Origin of the sequence: Alishewanella sp. BS5-314 (assembly GCF_025377695.1) — a bacterium.
GTDB classification, from domain to species: domain Bacteria; phylum Pseudomonadota; class Gammaproteobacteria; order Enterobacterales; family Alteromonadaceae; genus Alishewanella; species Alishewanella aestuarii.
Window position 1 is genome coordinate 2,232,496 of the sequence record NZ_JACEHJ010000002.1, and the last position, 15,913, is coordinate 2,248,408.

Genomic DNA, 15,913 nt, shown 5'->3' on the forward strand with positions numbered 1-15,913 from the left:
TTTCTTTTGCTGCTGTGGTTACGTTATTTTGCCTGTCTGATGCTAACCCTGGCCTTTAGCCAACATAGCTACGCTATTGAGCAGCCGCTGGCGGAACAACTGTTGCAACGCTCCATAGTGGTACCCCAGGTGCAGTATCAAATTACGGCGGTAGAACTCAGTGCCGAAGAGTTAGTACGGGACAGGGCGCTGTTTCACCAGTTTAATGATTTACCCGCCGGCAAGGCCACACTCAGAGTTACAGCACAACAAGCACTCTGGTTGCTGGTGCAACTAAACAATCCGTTTCCAGAAACCTGGCAAGCCTGGCTGCATTACCCATTTTTACCGGCAGATCGCCTCAGCTTTTACCAATTACAACCGGAGATCCCCAGCGCCCAGCTATTGGGTAAAACCGGTAGTTTGTTGCCATACAGCGAGCGTGCCCTGCCGGTACGGGGCTATGTACAATCAATTTCTCTGGAGGCCAATGGCAGCGCAACCTTATTGTTGAAAATTCAGGATGCCTCCTTATTAGGCACTGAGCTCAGGCTAGCCAGTCTACCGATCTTACTGGCCGAAGCGCAGCAACAGCTGTTAGAAGACGCCTTACTCAGTGGCGTACTATTGTTGCTGGTTTTAACCACCCTGTATTGTAGTTGGTTGCAGCGCAATACGGCACTGTGTTTTCTGGCCGGATTCTATCTGAGCTTTGCGCTGGTATTGGGTATTTTAAACGGGCTGGCTTTTAATCAGTTATGGCCGGTTTACCCTGAGCTCAACCCGGTGATTCTCTATATTGCAGTCGGCAGTTGCCTGCTCTGTTTAACCCTGTTTAGCCGCCGTAGTCTGCTGCAATACGCTGGCCCCAGAGCCAGACAACTCAATATGCTGGCTGCTGCCGCGGCCTTGTTACTAATCTTCAGCCCCTTATTTGCCAGTGGTCCGCTGAAGCTGCAGTTGTTGTTCGTCAGTGTCAGTGTAGCCCTCAGTATCATCATTATTCAGGCCATCTATATCAGCCTGACCACTGAGCTGAAGGCCGCACCCCGCTATGCATTATTGGCGACGCTCGGCACTTTCTGCCTGCTGTTTGTGCAAACCCGCTACCTGTCGGGGTTTGCCGAGTGGTTAAATCTGGCTATTTTTTTGCTGTTAGTCTCCAGTGCCTTGCTGTTGCAGCCGGCACGGTCACAGCACCTCAACTGACGATTTTTACAACAGCCTATTGCGTAGCAGCCATCCGGCACACTAAAATGCGCCGGCGGCAAGTCGCCGTTTCACGACTACAATTCATTAATAGTTATTTCGTTCGGAGTCTTTATGCAACGACTGCGTGAGTTATCGCGTCGTGTTGAGGCTGTGTATGGCGAAATGGCGGACACCTTTTCCGGTTATCAACGTGCCAGCGGCCTAACCTGCCGTGACAGTTGTGGTGAGTGTTGCACTCAAACCACCATTGAGGCGACGGTGCTGGAAGCGTTGCCGCTGGCATTACACCTGTTTGATCAGGGTAAAGCAGAGCAGACACTGACACAACTCGAAGAGTTACCAGAGGTATCTGGCTGCTTTTTTTATCAGCGTTTATCCTTTGATGGTAAACAAGGCCATTGTACTGTGTATCAGCAAAGACCCAGTATTTGCCGGATGTTTGGCGCGGCCGGCTATCGCGACAAACAAGGCCAGGCTGCACTGTCGGTCTGCAAGGTGATTAAAGCGGATAAACTGGAGAAATATCAGCAACATTTAATTATGCTGACCGCTAATCCACCGCCAATGATGATGAGCATTAAAGAGCAAGTCAGCCAATTGGATTACGAGCTGGGCAATAAACACTACCCGATTAACCAGGCCTTTAAACTGGCGCTGGAAAAGGTGCTGTTAAAAGCCTATTACAGCAGTTTTGACGGCGAGCAAATCGCCTGATTTAACTGAATTAATCTAAATTAAGCAGACAGCATGCCGGGCTAGCAAACCCGGCATGCACTTTTCATCCCCGAGCCAACCAGGCTCAGGTTTAAAACCCGGCCAGCACAATCTTACCTATTGCCTTACCGCTCTCTAACAGCGCATGCGCCTGCTTTAAATTTTCCGCATTAATCTTGCCGAAGCTCTGCTTGAGCGTGGTATTAATCTGGCCCTGCTCAATCAGGCGGCTAAGATCGGTCAGAATTTGATGTTGGGTCAGCAGATCCGGTGTGCTAAACAGCGAGCGGGTGAACATAAACTCCCAGTGCAGCGAAATGCTCTTTTGTTTGAGCGGCATAATATCAAGTCCGCCAACAGGATCATCAATTAATGCCAGCTTGCCTTGTGGCGCCAGCAACTGCACCAGCTCAGCGTAGTGCTGATCAGTTTGGGTCAGGCTGGCAACGTGGCTGACCGCCAGGATCCCCAACTGCTGTAGCTGTGGTATTAATGGCAGATTGTGGTTAACCACATAGTGCGCTCCGAGCTCTTGCACCCACTGCTGACTCTCCGGCCGGGACGCCGTCGCCACTATCGTCACTGTCGTCAGTTGGCGGGCCAGCTGCACCAGTATAGAGCCGACACCGCCGGCCGCACCTGTTACCAGTAATACCGGCTTGGGATGTTTCAAGCTGGGCGTCGCCAGCTCGAGCCGATCGAACAACAGCTCCCAGGCTGTCAGGGCGGTAAGCGGTAAGGCCGCCGCCTGTTCAAAGCTCAGATTCGCTGGCATCTTACCCACGATCCGCTCATCGACCAGCTGATATTCGGCATTTGAGCCCTGCCGCTGCAGTGCCCCTGCATAAAACACCCGATCACCGGGCGCGAAGCGGCTCACCTGCTCACCTACCGCCACCACTTCACCGGCGGCATCCCAGCCCAGCACCTTATATTCACCGGCGGCGGGCGTGACTCTCTTGCGGATCTTGGTATCCACCGGATTAACCGAAACCGCTGCCACCCTAACCAATATATCGTGGCCTGCGGCGACCGGAGTGGCTAATTCTATATCCAATAATGACGCCGGCTCGCTAATGGCCAGTGATTGCTGATAACCGACTGCTTTCATCTTAGATGCTCCCGTTAACTGGTGAAATGGACGTGATTAACGCCTGTTGCTGTGTCAGGATCTGTAACTGCGCCTGCAATAAAGTTAAGCGCTCGGCCACAGTAGCGGTAACTGGCCGCACACCGATTTTCAGGCCCAGTACTGTTAAGTGTTCAACCGGGCTGGCAGCCTTGAGCGCCGCGGCAACCTGCTGCTCGGTCAGCCAGGAACTGGCCGAGCCCAACTCAGGTGCCTGGGTATTACGGATCGGTTGATGACTGTCGCGCCAGGCACCATAGGCACTGTCTTCGCCGGAGACGCCGGAAAACATCAGACCGGCCAGCAGCCCTGCGTCTTTTGCCGCCTGAATATGCGCAATAGCCGCAGCGGGGTTACGACCTTCAAATACCGAACGCCCCCAATTAATCACCACGCCAACCGGGGCAGCTCCCTGCTGTTTTAACTGACTTAAGACGGCAAGCTCATCGCTCAGGCTCAAAAAGCCCTTCGACGGCAACTGCGGTGGCAGATAGGCATCACAATGCTCGACCAGCAGCTGGGCACCCTGCCAGTCCCAACTGAGCAGCTGCTGCATCGACGCCATAAAGCAAGCGGCGCTACCTGCAACCTTGTCCCGCGCCGGCGCTGTGTGCAGCATGATAGCTTTAACCGCCTGTCGACCCAGATGCTGATTTAACTGCAAAATCGCCTGGTGGGCGGCCTGCATAAAGTCGAGTGCCGCCTGGCGCCCTGCCGGATCGGTCGATGCCAGCCCGAAGCTAGGCTGAGTCGCCAGTGCATTCATCACCCCGGGAATAGTCGTAAACACATAATCCCAGTGCGGCGCCAGATGCTGTAAAAACCAGGCATCATCATGCTGATGCAGTTGCCCGAGAAAGGGATGCTCCAGCCCTTTGACCTCTGTTAAGCCTGCCAGCCCACGATAATAGTCGGCCTCCAGCTGCGCGTCCCAATCGCTGATATTGGCCGAAGCGGCATAAGCACCAAGAAAATATCCCATGTTGTTCCATCGCTTAACCTGTGATGTCATTATCATAACCTGATTAGGCGAAAAGTCGCAGCCTGTTAGCCGCTCATCGGTTTGCATCTGCCGCGCGGCGCCGGATAATTGTGGTAGGCCGCGAAAATCCGTACACTGCACTCTCCCGCTTTTAACGTTAAGGTTGTTGTATGAAGTTCTTATACCTGCTGTTACCGCTTGCGCTGCTGGCAGCCTGCTCACCCCAAACACCACCGGTCAGTGAGGCTCTTAGTGCAGACGCTGCCACCCCGGCGCGCATCTTTACCAGTGGTAAGCATTATCAGGTATTAAGCAAGCCGCTCACCGAGCCGGCTGCGCAGCAAGGCTTAACCGAATATTTCTGGCTCGGTTGTCCGCATTGTCAGAATTTTGAACCCTTATTAAAAGCCTATCTGGCTGAGCGGCCACAAGTCTCATTGCTGCGCCGCCATCCTGCTTTAGGCGAGCGTTGGGCTTTTGATGCCAGTGTGTTTTATGCTTTGCAATTAGGGGGCAATGCTGCCCTGACTGATGCGCTCTTTACGCTGTACCGCGACACACGGGTAGAGAAAAACCAGCTCCCTGATGTGGCAGCTATCAATGTCTTTTTGGCGCAACATCAGTTGGATAGCGGCGCCTTTAGTGAACTGGCAAACTCAGAGCAGGCACGGGCGCTAATGGAGCAGGCTAACCGCGAGATGCTGGATAACCGTATTCAGGGCGTGCCGGCGATTGTGGTAAAGGGTAAGTATCTGGTCGGTACTGAGTTACCGGACGATATTCAGTCGAATGAAGATTATTTTCAGTTACTGGATTATCTGCTGCAAAAAGACTAACGCAGCGCGCCTAAGCTGAAACCTCTTCAGCTTTGGCTGTCAGGCGCAGTGTTAGCGCCAGAGCAAAACAGGCCGGATTAATCGTCCGGCCCGCTTAACGTAAACACCAGATGTTTACGTAAATCTTTTAGCACATAACCCTTTTTCAGCATTAACGCACTCAGCCGCTTTTGCCACAGCAACAACTGCGGCTGCGCTGCCTCTAACTGAGCCTGCTCAGCAAATTGCAGCCGCACCAGCAAAGACCCCGGAAAGGCTTCATATTCCATACTAAACCAGGCCTGCAAGACACCCGCCAATTCCGCCAGCGCCTGCTGCTCCAGACTGGTCACCGCCGCCATCACGGCGGCCTGTTGTTTAAGTTGTACCTTAGAAAGTTTTTTCATCTTGCTTCTTATTCAACAATACTGCCCGGCTACCCAGCCGGAGCTCCAGGCCCATTGGAAATTGTAGCCACCGAGCCAACCGGTGACATCGACCACTTCGCCGATAAAATACAGACCCGGCTGTTTTTTTGCCTCCATCGTTTTGGACGACAGTTCATCGGTGTCGACACCACCTAAGGTCACTTCAGCCGTACGGTAGCCTTCGGTGCCGTTCGGTTTAAAAATGTACTGTTGCAGGCTGCTGACCAGCCGCTCGATACTTTTCGGATTCAGCGCTTTCAGCGGCTGATTTTGAAACACATTAAGCTCTAATAATTTCTCCACCAACCGCTTGGGTAGCACCCGCGCCAGTGCGGTTTTTAGCTCCTGCGCCGGATGCTGTTGCTGCAACTCGGTTAGCAGCGCGGTTAAGTCCTGGCCTGCCAGCAGGTTAATCGTCAACTCATCGCCGGGCTGCCAATAGTTGGAGATTTGCAAAATTGCCGGGCCGCTTAAGCCACGATGAGTAAACAACATATCTTCCGGGAACAGCACCTCATTGGCCTCGGCGGTCACCGGCAGCGACACCCCGCTGATTTCTTCAAACACCGCTTTATCAGCCGGTTGCCAGGTCAGAGGTACCAAGCCGGCGCGTAGTGGCAGCACCTTTAAGCCAAATTGCTCAGCCAGTTGATAACCAAAGGCGGTCGCACCGAGATTGGGCAGGCTTAGGCCGCCGCTGGCAATCACCAGGCTTTGGCACTGCCGGCTAAGCTGTGGCGTAACAACCTGATACTGACCATCCTGATAGCTAACCGTTGTGATCTCCTGCTGTAGTGCAATCTGCACCCCGGCTTTATCACACTCCTGTTGCAGCATCTCAACGATATCTTTGGCGCTGTCATCACAAAACAGCTGACCCAGAGTTTTCTCGTGATAGGCAATGCCATATTGCTGCACCAGCGCAATAAAATCCCACTGCGTGTAGCGGCTCAGCGCCGATTTACAGAAATGGCGGTTTTGCGATAAATAATTGCCCGGGCTGGCATAGATATTGGTGAAATTACAACGGCCACCGCCCGACATCAGAATTTTGCGGCCGATGCGCTTGCCATTATCCAGCACTAAGGTTTTACGGCCACGCTTCGCCGCTTCAATGGCGCAAAATAAACCGGCCGCACCCGCGCCGACCACAATCACATCCCACTGCTGCATCTTAGTTGCGCTCCGCCACAGTGCTAAGCGACTGCTGATAGCCAGCTAACAGCGCTGCCCAGTCAGTATCCTGCCAGTGGAACACGGCGAGTTTACCGCGCTCCTTATTAAAGGAGCGCAGCAGACGCGCTAAATTCTGCTCTGTCCACGGTCCCGGCTCACGGCGCTCGCATTTATCAAAATCAATCAGCCAGACCTTGCCAGCGCTATCCAGCATAATATTGCGACAATTCAGATCCGAATGATAAACCCCCAGCCGGTGCATCTGTGCGATCGCCTGGCCCACAGCCCGCCATTCCTCAGCAGTCATGGCCCTTTGCTGTAAAATCGCCGCCAGATCTTTACTGTCCGGGATCAGCTCAATCAGTAAGTCAGCGCGATAAATTAAACCACTACGCTGATACCGCGCGGCTACCGGTCTTGGCACCGCCAGGCCCTGCGCACACATCCAGCTTAATAACTCGTATTCCTGCATCGCCCGGCTTTGTGCCACCGGCTGCAGCCAGAATTGATCATGCAGCAGCTTGCCGACCAGGCCGCCACGGTAATAATGCCGCAGCACCAGCTTATGCCCGCCATGTTGGATAAAATAGGCGGTATTGCGGCCGCTGGAGCTACCAATCACCGCTTGCTGCTGTTGCCACCAGGCACTTTGAAACTGCTCAGCGGCGATATCAGTAAAAAACGCCGGATCGTACCAATAGCTGGCGTTACCGGCTTGCTTAGTCTGATAGGCTGACGTGTGCGCTAAAGGCTGGCTTGGCATAATAGATCCTGCAACAAGAAGGTTGATAGCATCCAGGGTGCGCGCCGTGGCGCCCTGCTGCCGGGAAAAAAACTGTTGGGCACGTTGCCCGAGCTGTTGGCGTAAGCTGACATCGCTAAGCAGCTGACAACAGCTGGCAAACAGCTGCTCACTATCGGCCACCAGCACCACGGCCTGCTGTTGCTGCAGCTGCCGGTACGCCTCATTAAAATTAAAAATATGCGGCCCGCTTTGTACTGCCTTGCCAAAGCAAATGGCTTCCAGCGGATTATGGCCGCCGCGCTCGATTAAACTGCCACCGATAAACACCAGATCGGCCAGCTGATACCAGGCCAGCAGCTCGCCCATCGAATCACCGACCGCAATTTCGGTGTCTGCTCCGGGTAACTGCCCGCTACTGCGGCGCCAGACGCTATACCCCTGGGCTTGCGCCAGCTGTGCGACCTTGTCAAAACGCTCCGGATGGCGTGGTACCAGTAACAGTAATAACTGCGGGAAGCGCTGTTTTAAGCGTGGATAAAGCGCCAGTAACTGCTCATCCTCACCGGCATGGGTACTGGCAGCGACCCATACCAGCCGTGTTTTTAATAGCGGCGAAAACTGCGTTACCAGCTGCGCGGTTTGCGCTGGGATCGCCAGTTCAAACTTTAAATTACCCGTCACTTGCAGGGTATTACCAAAACCCAGCGCCCGAAAGCGGCAGGCACTGGCGCGATCCTGGGTTAATAACAGGCTGATATTATTCAGTAACGGCCGGGTTAAGGCACTAAAACGACGATACCCCTTAGCTGAGCGGGCCGATAAACGGGCATTAACGACCACCACCGGAATGTGTCGCTTTCGGCAAGCAGCGAGTAAGTTAGGCCACAGCTCTGTTTCCACGATCAGCAGCAGCTTTGGCTGAAGCGCGTCTAAAAAGCGCCGGACACTACCAGGATAATCCAGTGGCAAATAGCAGTGCTGTACAGTGTTGCCAAAGCGACTACCGATCGTCGCCGAACCGGTCGGGGTAGTGCCGGTAACGGTCAGCGGCAAGGATGGATGCTGCTGTTGCAGCTGCTTAATTAACGGTGTGGCGGCAATAGTTTCGCCCACTGAGACCGCATGCACCACTATGCCGCCTGGTTGCAGCCCACGTTTTTTTAAACCCAAGCTAAAACGCTCAAGCAGACGCTGCCGGTACGCCGGGTCCTTGCGTGCACGCCAAACAAAATACAGCAGCAGCAACGGCAGCGTTAAATACAGCAATGCAGAATACAGATGCCTGAGCAACAGCCTATCCTTTTATCGAACCGGCCAGCAAGCCGGGCTTTAGCGAAAATGGCAATTAGTATAACATGAGCAGCCAAAGTCTGCGCAGCGGCGGAAACTGCAAAAAGCCTATGAAAATTGTCCATATTATCCTGACCCACAGCTTTGCCGGCAGCGAACGCTATGCCGTTGAGCTGGCCAATCTGCAAGCCGAGCAACAACATGATGTCACCTTGATTTTGCATCAGCGCGGCGCAGAACAGCGGCCCAATGCCATTGCCCACCGGGTATCGCCCAAGGTTAAAGTGCTGCTGGTTGGTGGCTTTAAACTGCTGGCGATCTATCGCGCCCGTCGCCTGCTGCGCCAGTTAAAACCCGATGTTGCCCATGCACATTTAAGCGCTGCTTGCCGGGTATTACAGGGCGTAAAGGGTTTGTGTCTGCGGGTAGCAACCTTGCATATTCACTATAAAAAACAGCAGCACGCCAAATTAGATGCACTTATTGCCATCGCCCCCTGGCAGTTGGCGGCGATCCCGGAGCCGTTACGCCAGCACTGTGTGCAGCTGGATAACTGGTCAGCTGCGCGCCCTGCCACTGCTGATGCCCGGCAACGCCTGCGCGCCGAGTATCAGATCCCAGCGGATGCCATCGTGATTGGCACTTTGGGCCGGGTTGAACAGAGTAAAGGCCAGGATGTGTTGCTGGACGCCTTTAAACAGGCGGCAATTCCTAACAGCTATCTGGTGATTGTTGGTGAGGGTAAAAACTGGCAGGCGCTGCGCGAGAAAGCGCCGGCGCAGGTTATTATGCCCGGCTTTAGCACCAGCCCACAGGACTGGCTGGCTTGCTTTGATTGCTTTGTCAGTGCCGCCCGTACCGAGCCCTTTGGCCTGGTGTTTCTGGAAGCGATGCATGCCGGTTTACCGATTATTGCCACCGCCTCTGAGGGGGCGAAATACCTGCGACCGCTGTTTAATAATGAACTGGTGGGCATCGATAATGCCGCACATTTGGCAAAACGCTTACAGCAGCAAAGCCAGGATTTAGCACGCCGGCAATATCCGATGCAACGCTTTGAACCGAGCGCCAAAGCCGCCGAAGTGTTGGCGTTTTACCAACAGCAACTGGCAGCGCAACGCCTTTAAGTATCCTGCAAGCACTGAGTAACAATACCGGAAAAACAAGGTGTCAGGGCGTGTTACACGCCCTAATTGGAGAGCCGGGTGCGTCCGGTTGGATTGGGCCACTTCTTAGCTTGCAGCAAGGCCACTAAGCCATAGTGACGCAGGTTATGCCAGAGGTTTGCCAGGCTAAACTCCAGCCGCCGCCAGTAAAACACCCGGCGATTAACCTGCTCATTTTGCTTACCTGAGATAGTGCTTTCAAAGCCCAGATCGGGTTTAAAAATCAACGGCCACATCCCCATCGCCTGAAAGCCCAGCTGCCAGCTGTATTGCATTGAGACATCCACTGGCCGGCCAAAAGGCAGCTCCCGTGCCAGCAAGAGTTTGGCGCCGTCCAGGCTAACAGCTTGTGCCACCGCAGAAATCGGGTTCTTTTTAAAATGGACTAACGAAAAAGCGGGCTGCGGATTGCCGGCGATAATTTTCTGCTGCTTATTCGGCATCGCCAGTTTTAATAAATGCCAGGGCTGCGTCAGCTCAGTAATGGCTTTAAGCAGCGCCGGCAGATCGCCATCAACCAGAAAATCATCTTCCAGAATCAGCGCGAAATCGAGTTGCTGCTCAACAATTTGCTGCCAGCAGCGGATATGGCTGATAAAGGCGCCCTTTTCACCAGGCTTGAGGATTTTATGATGCAGGCGCTGATTCAGAGCGGCGGAATAATACTGATTGATCTCAGCCTCACTCAGCGCGCGGCCATCGGCAGCATCAATGCGCTGCACTGGTAAATCCGGCCAGGCTGCCAATTGCGCCAGCGCCTGCTGGTAGCGCTCTGGAGAGCGCGCCAGATTGATAATAAAGATTTTATAGCGCATCGGGTCGCGGCCTTATTGCCACATATCCTTAACCCATTGCACCGGCAGCACACGGCGATACCACTTGCCACTGACGCCGGCAATCGCATCTGGTGGATTCGGCTTACCATGGAAGGCCACGATCTTAGCGCCTTTTGGAATTGTGGCTGGCTTGAACCAGTTCATAATGCCTTTTGGTAAACAGTGACGCTTAAAGCTGACACACCAGCCCTCCGGCCAGTATTGTAACTTGCCCTGCTTCGCCAGATTTTGAGTGACGAATTCCTGCTCGTTACGCACCTTAGCCAGCTCGCGCTCTTTGTGGTTTTTCAGCAGCTCAATTAAGTCGCTGTGGGCACCAATGTCATAACGGTAGACCGAGGTATTACCAGTATCATCTGACTTATCCCATTCTTTAATCACAAAGAACTCGCCTTTAGGCTCAAAGAAGCAGTCAATATTATCAACAATCACTACGTCCAGATCGATAAACAGTGTCGGGCCAGTCAGGTCATACAGCGGATCGGCAAAGCTGGTAACTTTTAACCAACCATGACCAAAGCTCCAGGGTTGGCGCTCATCAAAGTCTTTAAAGCCGACTTTTGGAATATCTTTAACTTCAATTTCCGGGTTAATGCCGTCGCGATCATCCGTTAAGCAGACAAAGCGGTGTGGCAGCGTGAGGTTGCGCCGCACCATATTATGCAGCTTGTTTACATAGTCAGGACCGTACTTCTTGCCCCACTTAATACAGAGAATATTTACAGTTTGCATCAGGCATTCACCCTTGGAATAGATAAGACTATGATACCAGTTCTGGTATAAAGAAAAAGGGCAAGGCACAGGCCCTGCCCTGATAAGAGGTAGCGCGTTATTACAACGCCGCTAAAATCGTCTCGGCCTTACTGACTTCAAAGGTCTTCGGTGGCTCGACATTAAGTAAGGTGACAACGCCGTTTTCAACAATCATCGCGTAACGCTGCGACCGTAAACCACCAAAGTCGGCGGTTTCCATCGTTAAGCCAATGGCTTTATGAAAGCTGCCACCACCGTCGGCTAAAAAGGTAATTTCTTCCGCGTTCTGGCTATCAGCCCAGGCTTTCATCACAAAGGCATCGTTGACAGCGGTACAAACGATAGTGTCCACGCCTTTAGCTTTAATTTGATCGGCCAGCGCAATATAGCCTGGCAAATGCGCGGCAGAACAGGTCGGCGTGAACGCTCCCGGCACGGCAAATAACACCACCTTTTTGCCGGCGAAAACTTCGCTGGTAGTGGGGTTTTTCATGCCATCGGCGGTAAGTTGTGCGAAGCTAACTTCCGGTAAGGTATCGCCTACTTTAATCATTATTTATTCCTTAGTGCGCCATGGCGCAAAGCTATTAAATTAACATCAGGCAATCGCCTGCTTTATATACACATCAAAGCGGTTATTCTTGCCCTTTACCACCAACTGCGGGCTTTGTTGCGCCAGTACTTCCGCATAACCGGGGCGCTTTACCACCACCCGGTAGCGCGCCAGCTGTAACGCTGGCGCCAGCAGTGCATCAGCATCGGTATCGCTGCCCACCACGTCATGAAAGGCGCGCATTTCTTTTTTCACCAGCGCCGATTTTTCGCGTGGCGGAAACATCGGATCCAGATAGACCACATCGGCTGGCGGCAGTTCCGTCAGCGCCTGCAATGCCGGGGCAAAATGCAGTTGCATCCGCGCCGCGAGGTCTGCTGTCGCCGGATTGGCCGCGGCCCGGCGTAAACCATCATATAGCAGCGCCGCCACCAGCGGATTGCGCTCTACCAAGGTCACAGCGGCACCGAGATTGGCCAGCACTAAGGCATCACGCCCTAAACCGGCGGTGGCATCAATAATACTCAGGTTACGCTTTTTGTTCAGGCCACAGGCCTTGGCAATGGCTTCGTCTTTGCCACCACCAAACTGGCGCCGGTAACTGGCCGCACCGCTGGCAAAATCGACCAGAATATCGCCCTGCTTTGGTAGATCGGCATGGCGCAATACCAGCGCCTGATCTGCCCAACAGAGGTACCAACCAGCAGGCTCAGTAATAACGGTTAACGGGAAACGCTGCTGCAGCTCATCGGCATAGTCCGCCGGTAAGGAGGTGAGCAATACACTCATTGCTGCATCCCGGCATAGTTTTCGCCAATACTCAGCGCTATGGTTTGACTTATTTGTTGCAAACTCAGTCCGGATTCCTGCTGCCACTGATTAAACTGCTGTTGGATCTGTTGCAGACTCTTTTTACTGCTGCTACTGCCGTCGAATACACCATAGGCTTTCAGATAGGCTTCAACATCCTGAGTCAGCAAAAAGGTATCTTTACCGATGGCACGCAGCGCATAAGGACCGGTATTGCCACCCAGCCGGGCACCATGCTTCTTCAGATAAGCCCAAAGCCCGATAATATCGGTTGTTGGCCAGTTGGCGATAAAGCTTGCAAAGCTGCCATGCTCACGCTGCAGATGATAAATCATCAATGCATTATCACGGATGGTAAACACCTTGCTTAAATTGCGGATAATCCGGGGATCCTGTGCTTTTTGCTCCAGCATTTCATCACTGAGCAGCAGCATTTTTTCGATATCAAAGTCGAAAAACACTTCACAAAAGCCAGGCCATTTTTGCCGTACCACCCGCCAGACAAAGCCCGACTGAAAAATTTTCTTGGTCAGCTCGGCTAACAGCAGATTATCCGGTAAGGCCGAGAGTTCAGCAGTAGTGCGAGGTTCACTCAGCAAAGCACGTAGCGCCGCCGGGCCGCCTTTACGGGCCTCGGCACGCTGTAAAATCAGTTTAAAAGATTCTGCCTGACGCAAGCGTCTAACCTCGATTGTGGCCGTGTCAGTCACGGCCCTAAGCGTTGGAAGGATTAATAGGTCGCTTCATTAACCAGCGTACATTGACCGTTAACCAGTTGCACCTGCGGCTTAGGCACCACTGCACAGTCGGACATCAGCCCCAGCCGCAGATTTTCCGCCTCTGCTGCCTGATTATAGGCTTCCAGTTTCTTTAACAGTGCCGCCTGATCCTTACCTTTGGTCGAGACCGCAACATATTCCGCCGGACCACCACAAGGCTTATGCCCCAGCGGTAACACCAGACACTGCTGTACATTATCGGCGCTTTTATCGGCGATTAGCGCCAAGACCTCGCGGCGTAGCTCGTTGACGTCTGCGACTTGCTCAATTTGACTCATCAGTTGCTTCCTCGCTTGTGTCGCTTTTATTGGGTCTCGCTGCGGATCAATGGCTTCTACCAGCGGCGCCGGTGCAACCCGGGCTTCACCGGTGCCGGCCGCCTGTTGGCAGCCACTGAGTGTTAAGGCTGCCGTCGCCAACAACAACGGGAAAAGCTTGCGCGGAATTAGCTTGCTCATAGATTGTCCTTAAAGTAATACGGTATCCAGTTTAACTGGCGATGCCCATATGTCGCAGCAAGGCCTCATTTGATGGCTCACGACCACGGAAACCTTTAAATAGCTCCATCGGCTCAGCACTGCCACCTCGCTCTAAAATCCAGTGCAGGAAATCCTGGCCGGTTTGCGGGTTAAATACGCCTTCTTCTTCAAAACGGCTAAAAGCATCGGCCGATAACACTTCGGCCCACAGGTAACTATAATAGCCTGCGGCATAGCCACCGGCAAAGATATGACCAAAACTGTGTTGAAAACGGTTAATGCGTGGCGGCACTATCACCGATACCTGGCTGCGCACCTCATCCAGCAAGTGTTGTACCCTACCGCCCAGCGCCGGATCGTACTCGGCATGCAGCCGCATATCAAACAGGGCAAATTCCAACTGCCGCACTAAAAACAGCGCTGACTGGAAGTTTTTCGCCGCCAGCATTTTTTGCAGCAAGTCGGCCGGCAGTGGCTCGCCGCTTTCATAATGGCCGGAGATCAGCTGCAAGGCTTCGGGCGCCCAGCACCAGTTTTCTAAAAACTGGCTTGGTAACTCCACCGCATCCCAGGCCACACCATTAATACCGGCCACCGCAGCGGCATCGACCTGGGTTAGCATATGATGCAAACCATGACCAAATTCATGGAACAGCGTAATCACTTCATCGTGGGTAAAGAGGGCCGGCTTGCCACCGACCGGTTTATTAAAGTTACAGGTCAGATAGGCGACCGGGGTTTGCAACTGGCCATCGGCCAGCCAACGCCGGCCACGGCAATCATCCATCCAGGCACCGCCACGTTTTTTGCTGCGGGCATACAAATCCAGATAAAAGCTGCCACGCAAGCTGCCATCGGCGGCGAAAATATCATAAAACTGTACATCCGGGTGCCAAACATCGACCCCGTCACGCGCCGCAATCCGAATACCAAACAGTTTTTCTAACACGGTAAATAAGCCCGGCACCACCTTAGTAGCCGGGAAATAAGGCCGTAACTGCTCGTCGGATACCGCGTAACGGGCTTGCTTCAATTTTTCGGCATAGTAGCTGATATCCCAGGCGTTTAAGCTGCTGACACCATACTCAGTTTGCGCAAAGGCGCTAAGCTCTGCCAAATCACGCTGCGCCTGTGGTTTCGCCCGGCGCGATAAATCAGTTAAAAAGTCCAGCACCTGCGCCGGGTTATCAGCCATCTTGGTTGCCAGCGACTCTTCGGCGGCATTGCTAAAGTCCAGCAGCTGCGCCAGCTCATGTTTTAAGGCCAGGGTTTCTTCAATAATGGCACTGTTATCAAACTGTCCGGCCGTCGGTCCCTGATCAGAAGCGCGGGTACAATAGGCGCTATACATTGTTTCGCGCAGGGCCGCATTATCGGCATAGGTCATTACCGCAATATAGCTGGGGAACTCCAGCGTAAATACCCAACCTTCCAGCTCACGCGATTTCGCCTCTTCAGCAGCAGCTAAGCGTGCATCTTCCGGTAAACCAGCGAGCTCAGCCTCATCTGTGACGTGCTTAAACCAGGCCTGAGTCGCATCCAGCGTATTGTTGGAAAAGGTAGAGTTTAATTCCGACAGCCGACTTTGGATCTCGCCATAGCGCTGCTTTTTCTGCTCTGGCAAACCGATACCGGATAACTTAAAGTCACGCAGCGCATTGGTGACCACTTTTTGCTGCGCCGCAGTCAGGCTGCTAAAGTCGGCGCTTTTCGCCAGCGCCTGATACTTTTGATACAGGCCCTCATGCTGCCCCAGCCAGGTACTAAAATCAGATAACAGCGGCAAACAGCTCTCGTAAGCCGCTCGCAGCTCCGGGCTGTTAGCCACAGAGTTTAAATGCGATACCGGTGACCAGAGCTTATTTAGCCGATCCGAACCCTGCTCTAACTGCTCCACTATCGCCTGCCAACTGATCTCGCTACTGGCGACCACCTGCTCAACCACGGCTCTGGCGTCACCGATCGCCTGCTCCACCGCAGGTTTTATCTGCTCGGGCTGAATTTTCGAAAAAGGTGGTAAGTCAGTAAAGCTGAGTAACGGATTATCGCTCATGGCTGTCATCGGCA

General features: G+C 53.3%; 16 protein-coding genes. 4 read left to right on the forward strand and 12 right to left on the reverse strand.

All coding sequences use genetic code 11. From position 1 onward, the window contains the following. The first annotated feature begins 6 nt into the window (after positions 1-6). Both H1D31_RS14970 and H1D31_RS14975 read left to right on the forward strand, forming a co-directional pair. A complete protein-coding gene (locus H1D31_RS14970; protein ID WP_261259612.1) occupies positions 7-1,188 on the forward strand; it encodes a 7TM diverse intracellular signaling domain-containing protein in 1,182 nt (393 codons plus the stop codon). Between the two features lie 114 nt (positions 1,189-1,302). Beyond that, complete coding sequence (locus H1D31_RS14975; RefSeq protein ID WP_008606693.1) at positions 1,303-1,905, forward strand: YkgJ family cysteine cluster protein; 603 nt, start codon at positions 1,303-1,305, stop codon at positions 1,903-1,905. Between the two features lie 91 nt (positions 1,906-1,996). Here H1D31_RS14975 and H1D31_RS14980 read toward each other — a convergent pair whose 3' ends face one another. Continuing rightward, entirely contained in the window at positions 1,997-3,016 is a 1,020-nt protein-coding gene (locus tag H1D31_RS14980) for a zinc-binding alcohol dehydrogenase family protein (RefSeq protein ID WP_261259614.1), read from the reverse strand. A gap of 1 nt (position 3,017) precedes the next feature. After that, positions 3,018-4,016, reverse strand: a complete 999-nt coding sequence (locus H1D31_RS14985) for a DUF4862 family protein (RefSeq protein WP_261259616.1) — start codon at positions 4,014-4,016, stop codon at positions 3,018-3,020. A 170-nt stretch (positions 4,017-4,186) separates the two neighbouring features. Between H1D31_RS14985 and H1D31_RS14990 the strand changes: the two genes are divergently transcribed. Beyond that, complete coding sequence (locus H1D31_RS14990) at positions 4,187-4,852, forward strand: thiol:disulfide interchange protein DsbA/DsbL (RefSeq protein ID WP_261259618.1); 666 nt, start codon at positions 4,187-4,189, stop codon at positions 4,850-4,852. Positions 4,853-4,929: 77 nt separating this feature from the next. On the opposite strand, the gene H1D31_RS14995 is transcribed toward H1D31_RS14990, so the two are convergent. From H1D31_RS14995 to waaA, 3 genes are read right to left on the reverse strand one after another with little or no spacing between them, the layout of a single operon-like run. After that, the gene (locus H1D31_RS14995; RefSeq protein ID WP_261259620.1) at positions 4,930-5,238 is read right to left on the reverse strand and encodes a hypothetical protein; all 309 of its coding nucleotides are present in this window, start codon (positions 5,236-5,238) and stop codon (positions 4,930-4,932) included. Positions 5,239-5,250: 12 nt separating this feature from the next. Beyond that, a complete protein-coding gene (locus tag H1D31_RS15000; RefSeq protein WP_261259622.1) occupies positions 5,251-6,432 on the reverse strand; it encodes an NAD(P)/FAD-dependent oxidoreductase in 1,182 nt (393 codons plus the stop codon). Between the two features lies 1 nt (position 6,433). Continuing rightward, entirely contained in the window at positions 6,434-8,470 is a 2,037-nt protein-coding gene (waaA, locus tag H1D31_RS15005; protein WP_261259624.1) for a lipid IV(A) 3-deoxy-D-manno-octulosonic acid transferase, read from the reverse strand. A 110-nt stretch (positions 8,471-8,580) separates the two neighbouring features. Here waaA and H1D31_RS15010 point away from each other — a divergent pair, with 110 nt between their 5' ends. Continuing rightward, the gene (locus H1D31_RS15010; protein WP_261259625.1) at positions 8,581-9,597 is read left to right on the forward strand and encodes a glycosyltransferase; all 1,017 of its coding nucleotides are present in this window, start codon (positions 8,581-8,583) and stop codon (positions 9,595-9,597) included. A gap of 62 nt (positions 9,598-9,659) precedes the next feature. On the opposite strand, the gene H1D31_RS15015 is transcribed toward H1D31_RS15010, so the two are convergent. The 7 genes from H1D31_RS15015 to prlC all read right to left on the reverse strand — a co-directional run bounded on the left by H1D31_RS15015 (position 9,660) and on the right by prlC (position 15,908). Further along, entirely contained in the window at positions 9,660-10,451 is a 792-nt protein-coding gene (locus tag H1D31_RS15015; protein ID WP_261259627.1) for a glycosyltransferase family 25 protein, read from the reverse strand. A gap of 12 nt (positions 10,452-10,463) precedes the next feature. Next, the gene (locus H1D31_RS15020) at positions 10,464-11,204 is read right to left on the reverse strand and encodes a glycosyltransferase (RefSeq protein WP_261259628.1); all 741 of its coding nucleotides are present in this window, start codon (positions 11,202-11,204) and stop codon (positions 10,464-10,466) included. 100 nt (positions 11,205-11,304) lie between these two features. Next, positions 11,305-11,778 carry a peroxiredoxin gene (locus H1D31_RS15025; RefSeq protein ID WP_261259629.1) on the reverse strand — a complete coding sequence of 158 codons (474 nt, stop codon included), beginning with the start codon at positions 11,776-11,778 and terminating at the stop codon, positions 11,305-11,307. A 45-nt stretch (positions 11,779-11,823) separates the two neighbouring features. Beyond that, the gene (locus H1D31_RS15030) at positions 11,824-12,567 is read right to left on the reverse strand and encodes a class I SAM-dependent methyltransferase (protein ID WP_261259630.1); all 744 of its coding nucleotides are present in this window, start codon (positions 12,565-12,567) and stop codon (positions 11,824-11,826) included. Next, the gene (locus H1D31_RS15035) at positions 12,564-13,265 is read right to left on the reverse strand and encodes a DNA-3-methyladenine glycosylase I (RefSeq protein ID WP_261259631.1); all 702 of its coding nucleotides are present in this window, start codon (positions 13,263-13,265) and stop codon (positions 12,564-12,566) included. The genes H1D31_RS15030 and H1D31_RS15035 overlap by 4 nt, the downstream gene beginning before the upstream one ends. A 53-nt stretch (positions 13,266-13,318) precedes the next feature. Beyond that, positions 13,319-13,825 carry a hypothetical protein gene (locus tag H1D31_RS15040; RefSeq protein ID WP_261259632.1) on the reverse strand — a complete coding sequence of 169 codons (507 nt, stop codon included), beginning with the start codon at positions 13,823-13,825 and terminating at the stop codon, positions 13,319-13,321. A gap of 31 nt (positions 13,826-13,856) precedes the next feature. Then, the gene (prlC, locus tag H1D31_RS15045; RefSeq protein ID WP_261259633.1) at positions 13,857-15,908 is read right to left on the reverse strand and encodes an oligopeptidase A; all 2,052 of its coding nucleotides are present in this window, start codon (positions 15,906-15,908) and stop codon (positions 13,857-13,859) included. Between the last annotated feature and the right edge of the window lie 5 nt (positions 15,909-15,913).